This is a genomic window from Methanobrevibacter sp., assembly GCF_045644645.1.
Lineage (GTDB): Archaea > Methanobacteriota > Methanobacteria > Methanobacteriales > Methanobacteriaceae > Methanocatella.
Genome location: NZ_JAZRHE010000142.1, coordinates 1 through 5,438 on the forward strand (window position 1 = coordinate 1; position 5,438 = coordinate 5,438).

4 protein-coding genes are annotated in these 5,438 nt (G+C 33.6%); 1 reads left to right on the plus strand and 3 read right to left on the minus strand.

The features are described 5' to 3' along the window. Positions 1-145 precede the first annotated feature (145 nt). Positions 146-1,342 (plus strand): trans-sulfuration enzyme family protein, encoded by a 1,197-nt coding sequence (locus tag ACKI4K_RS08570; protein WP_407424200.1) that lies wholly within the window; start codon positions 146-148, stop codon positions 1,340-1,342. Positions 1,343-1,553: 211 nt separating this feature from the next. Here the strand turns inward: ACKI4K_RS08570 and ACKI4K_RS08575 are convergent, their stop codons facing one another. From ACKI4K_RS08575 to ACKI4K_RS08585, 3 genes are read right to left on the minus strand one after another with little or no spacing between them, the layout of a single operon-like run. Beyond that, complete coding sequence (locus ACKI4K_RS08575; protein ID WP_407424202.1) at positions 1,554-2,426, minus strand: AAA family ATPase; 873 nt, start codon at positions 2,424-2,426, stop codon at positions 1,554-1,556. Between the two features lie 16 nt (positions 2,427-2,442). Further along, positions 2,443-3,813 (minus strand): nitrogenase component 1, encoded by a 1,371-nt coding sequence (locus tag ACKI4K_RS08580; RefSeq protein WP_407424203.1) that lies wholly within the window; start codon positions 3,811-3,813, stop codon positions 2,443-2,445. 16 nt (positions 3,814-3,829) lie between these two features. Beyond that, positions 3,830-5,392 (minus strand): nitrogenase component 1, encoded by a 1,563-nt coding sequence (locus ACKI4K_RS08585; RefSeq protein WP_407424205.1) that lies wholly within the window; start codon positions 5,390-5,392, stop codon positions 3,830-3,832. Positions 5,393-5,438: the final 46 nt, after the last annotated feature.

Here is a 5,438-nt window from a genome sequence, read left to right on the forward strand (position 1 = left end):
ATATTATAAAATTATAACAATAGTTATTTTTTCATTAATTCTAATATTGTGAAAGTAATATTTAAATATTTTTGTAAAATATAACAATAGTTACATATAGGTATTTTTTTAATATAATACATAATTAAATTGTAGGTAAAATAATATGTCAAAAAGAAATTATGGAACTGAATTAGGATTTCAAACCCGTGCAGTGCATGCTGGAAATGATGTTGACAGTGAAACAAATGCAATTAAACGCCCCATAACTATGGGAAACAGTTATGAATTGCCTTATGATCCGACAAATATGAATTGGAGTAGTGCAGATAAGATTTTATATACTCGAAATGGAGGTTCTAATCAGAAATATCTTGAAGAAAAAATAGCAAACCTTGAAAATGGGAAAGATGCAATTGTTCTTGCAAGTGGTGTAGGAGCATTATCGGGATTGTTTTTCTCAATTCTATCATCAGGAGACCATGTTGTATTTTCAAATGTAACATATATTGCAGTATATAGGCTTTTGAATGAATTATTTAATAACAAATTTAAGGTAGACACTACGATTGTCGATACAACAGACCTGAATGAGGTTAAAAAAGTTATTAGGCCAAATACAAAACTAGTTCATATCGAAACACCTGGAAATCCGACAATAGGAATCTCAGATATTGCTGAAATTGCGAAAATTGCACATGAACATGATGCATTGCTATCAGTTGACAATACCTTTGCATCCCCATTCAATCAGTGCCCTCTCGAATTGGGTGCGGATTATGTAATTGAGAGTTTAACTAAATACATTAATGGGCATGGGGACTCAATGGGTGGTGCAATTATCTCAAATAAAAAAGAATTACTTGCCCCGATTCGTGAACAGGCACAAGTTAATATAGGATCAACAATAAGTCCATTTAATGCATGGCTAATTATGAGAGGCTCTGTAACTCTCCCTTTAAGAATGAAAGTGCACAATGAAAGTGCACAAAAAGTAGCTGAATGGTTGGAATCACAAGAAAACGTGAGTTTTGTTTCTTATCCTGGTTTGAAATCAAATAAATGCCATGATATTGCTAAAAAACAAATGATTAACGGTTACGGGGGAATGATTGCATTTGGTCTTAAAGCTAATCACGATAAACACAATGAATTTGTAAGCTATTTAAAAATAATTACTTCTGCAGTTTCATTGGGGCATGATGAAAGTTTAATTGTTTTCATAGGTGAAAATGATGAAAGGCAATATTTGTATCCCGAAGAATTTCACAATGGATTCTTTAGATTTTCAGTCGGTATTGAGGATGTTGGTGATATTATAGAAGACTTGCGTCAAGCGTTAGAAAAATCTGAATTATTATAATTTGTTTTAAAACTCAAAATTTTCCAAAAAGAATAATGCAAATTAAACATATTAATATTTAAAATTAGTTAATGGGGAGGAGGGATAATTAATCATGATTTTGGTCATATATGATTAATTATCCGTGTTTCATTTAAAGAGATTGAAATTCTCTTGAGGTTGATATATGTTTTATTTGTTATTCGTGTTTCAATTTTGGAGATTATAAAGACTATATTCCAGAACTTTCAGTCTGAATATTGTCTTTTTCAATTTTCTCATTTAATAATAACTGATTTATCCAACCGGATGCCCAATCAGACAGATCATCATTATCAAACGGTGTTGGTAAAAACTTGTTTTTATTTGCTATTACTTTTCGAGCAAGTTCTCTGTAAACTTCTGCTTGCGCTGAATCAGGTGCTCCTTCAATAGTTGTCACCCCATCCAATTCACAACGTGTTACAGTGGGTGACCTTGGAACAAACTGAATTACATCACTGTTTGTTTCATTTGTAAAATCTTTGATCATATCTTCTTGAAGAGTTGATTTTATTGAATTTCCAATTACTCCACCTAATAATGCACCACCATTATTTGAATATTTCAAAATACCTTTGAATAAATTGTTTACAGCATAAATTGCCATGTAATCGGATGAAGTTACAGTATAAACCTGATCAGCGATACCTTTACGAATCGGCATTGCAAAACCACCACATACTACATCTCCCAAAACATCATAAATAATGATGTCGGGATTGTATTCTTCAATTATACCATTTGTATCCAATAATTCGATAGCTGCGATAATCCCTCTTCCAGCACATCCGACACCCGGTTCGGGACCCCCTGCTTCAACACAATAAATTCCATTGTATCCTTCATGAACAAGATTATCCAAATCACTTGATCTTTTCCTTACGGTATCCAATACTGTTGGAATGGATTTGCCCTTTCTTAAGGTGGTTGTTGAATCATTTTTAGGATCACAACCTATTTGCATTACGCTATACCCCAAATCGGATAAAGCCGCTGATAAATTTGAAGTGGTTGTTGATTTTCCAATACCTCCTTTTCCGTATATTGCTATTTGTTTTGCCACAATCTCACCTCCTTTTTTATAATGGTCCTACAAATGAACTTACAATATCCTCTACTAACGTTAATCCTCCATCATAGCCAGCATAATGTTTTACAAGAACTGATTTGTTATATATTGGATAAGAAATTGGGACATGCAAAGCATTATAATCTTCTATTGATGTGGGTGCTTCTATTGAACTGGAGAATAGGAATAAAAACGGTCTGTCTTCCAGGTTTTTCCTTATTTTATAAGTATCTGCTTCAAATATTACATCTGGTTCAACTACAGTATCTAAATTGTTTTTAATTTCATACAATATTTCTTCCCTCACTTCAACTGGCGGATTATCAGTTATCTGAATAATGTCTGGCAAATACCCCAATTCATTAGCTAAAAATTTAGTAAATCCAATAGCATAACTACTTTCAGCAGCAACGGCATAGAATGAATTTGGACGTACCAATATAATAGCATCGCCAGGGTATTCCATTAACCGATAATTCCAATCTTCTTTTTTTGCAATGAATTCTTCAACAGTCTCACTTGGAATATTTAGTTTTTCACCAACTAATCTTAAAAACTCACCAGTTTGTTTTGCACCTATAGGAACATTCGGATACTTAATGAAGGGTGTTCCATATTTTTCTTCCAACTTTTCAACAGCTCTAACTCCCAACCATGGATTTACAACAATATTGTATTCTGCAGTTGGAATTTTGTTAATATGATCTAAACCATTTTTTTCAGAAAAGATAATGTTAGTTTTTATACCTATTGATTCTAAGAGAGTTTTAATTGTTAAAAGATCGCCTTTCCAATAAACATGGTTGTATGGGACAATTCCAAAAATATTGACTGTTTTTTCGTTTACAGCACCTTTTTCTTCCGGTAATAACTGATCTATAATTGCATCCCAAAATAGATTATAACCTTCTAAAGAATTGGCCTTAAATCCTGGGGCATTAACGTGTATTACGGCTGCTTGATCTCTAAATTCTTCTACGACCTGGTCAACATCATCACCAATTAATGATGGAACACATCCGGAAGTCACAACAAATAACTCATCATTAGCTATTTCAATTGTTGATTCAATTAGATTACTAAGTTTTTCTTCACCTCCCAAAATTACATGTTCTTCAACTAGACAGGAACATGGAGTACTAGTTCCTCCTTCATTTCCTCCAGCGGACTCACCGCCGGCATATAATGTTCCAAATAGTTGACCAACACCACATCCTGCACCAGAGTGCAATATTGGAATTCCTCCTCTAATACCTAATGTGGTACCATAAACACCTGCTAAAGCACAACTGTAACGTGGTGCTTCAACGGATTCTCTTTCAAAATGCTCAACATTAGTTGATATTCCGGATTTGTTATCCAATGTATTCTCGCTAGACAAATAATCACTTCCTAAATTATTTTCCTTCATTTAAGTAGTACAATGGATTATCTTGTTCGTACCACCAATCTTTATAACTTTTTTCTGTTTTTTCAGCCAAAGTTTTATGATATGACTTATTTTTAAATGCATGCAACAAGAAGTTACCAAATGCTATTGCTCCTGAATAACCAGATTGAGCACTTGTAGGTTCTGGATCACCTCTAAGTGAATGAATCCTTGTCACATTATTATCTCTTTCCCAGGTTCCTCCTTGGAATGGGCAAGTTAATGTTAAATCCGGATCCAGATTAGTTGTTACATTAGCTTGTTCTGCAGCTTGGAATGTATTAACCATTATTTGGAAATCTCCATTGTTTTCAATAATTTCTTCAAGTTCATCTATTAATAAATCATCAAAGTCTTGTGCCATTGCAGCAGGAGTTGCGAGGCCCAATTCATCGAAATAAGGCATTTGAGACACTAATCTTCCTTGACCAAGTGAACCTAAAACTGTTGGCTTTTCACCATTTTTTCTTAAACTTACAAATTCCTCTTTAATGGCGTTCATTTTCGGAACCCAAATTTTATGCTCTTCTTCAATTAACTTTTCAACTTCATCTTCTTTACCAGTAAATTTAGCTATATTTCTCAACCATTCATCAGTATTTGAAATACCTGTTGGAGAAGGATATAAGAAATATGGAACGCCATATTTTTGCTCTAATCCACGAGATAAATAATCAGTGTATGTTGGACAAATTGGTGCAGTTACAGCAGCTTCAGATAACTGTTCGAAGTCTGAAACAGTTGCAAATTCTGGAATGAAATTCACTCTAAGCCCAATTTTTCCAAGTAGTCTTTTTATTTCTAATCTGTCCTGCCAGGTGTATGATAACATACTTGCAACATTTACAAGATCTTCCTGTTTTTTCTCAGGTTCTTTAACTAAATATTTTAAAACTGCATGCCAGAAAGCATCATAACCGGTTTGAACTAATCTACTTCTAATTCCCTCACAGTGAATTGGTACAATCTTTGCATTTATGTAGGGTTGCACTTCTTCAACAGTTCCTTCAATATCTTCCCCAATGATTCCTGTGGTACATGAGGTCAATATGAAAATTGCTTGGGGACTGTAACGTTCTTCTGCTTTTAATATTGCATCTCTTAATTTTTCTGAAGCACCGTATACAACATCATCCTGTTGCAGGTTTGTGGTCATCCAAGCGGAATTGTATTCATTTGTTCTTCCTAATGATTCTGGAACTCCACGATATAATTCTCTATAACCCAATGATCCTGCTGAACAACCTACTGGTGCATTAAATATTGTAACTGCATCACGAATAGTTGTTACTCTATTTGAAAGATAGAAATTTAATACACAACCACCAGACTGTTGGAATTTTCTATCAGGAATTCTAATTTTTCCTTCTTTTGCATCATTTAACAAATCAGTTGCTTTACCATAATAGACATTAGTACCGTTAGCACGTTGTTCTCTATTAGGGCAAGTATCTTTTTCTAAATCAAGCAATCTTTTAAGTTTTCTTCTTTTACAAGACTCTTTTCCTTGATGTTTTGCATGTATAGCCATATTAATGTCCTCCTGAAAGAGTATAACAGTTGTTATATAAAAAAAT

Excerpts from the sequence above, each read along its gene's own strand:
- ACKI4K_RS08570 (WP_407424200.1), top strand. The coding sequence starts at position 146 with ATGTCAAAAAGAAATTATGGAACTGAATTAGGATTTCAAACCCGTGCA.
- ACKI4K_RS08585 (WP_407424205.1), bottom strand. The coding sequence starts at position 5,392 with ATGGCTATACATGCAAAACATCAAGGAAAAGAGTCTTGTAAAAGAAGA.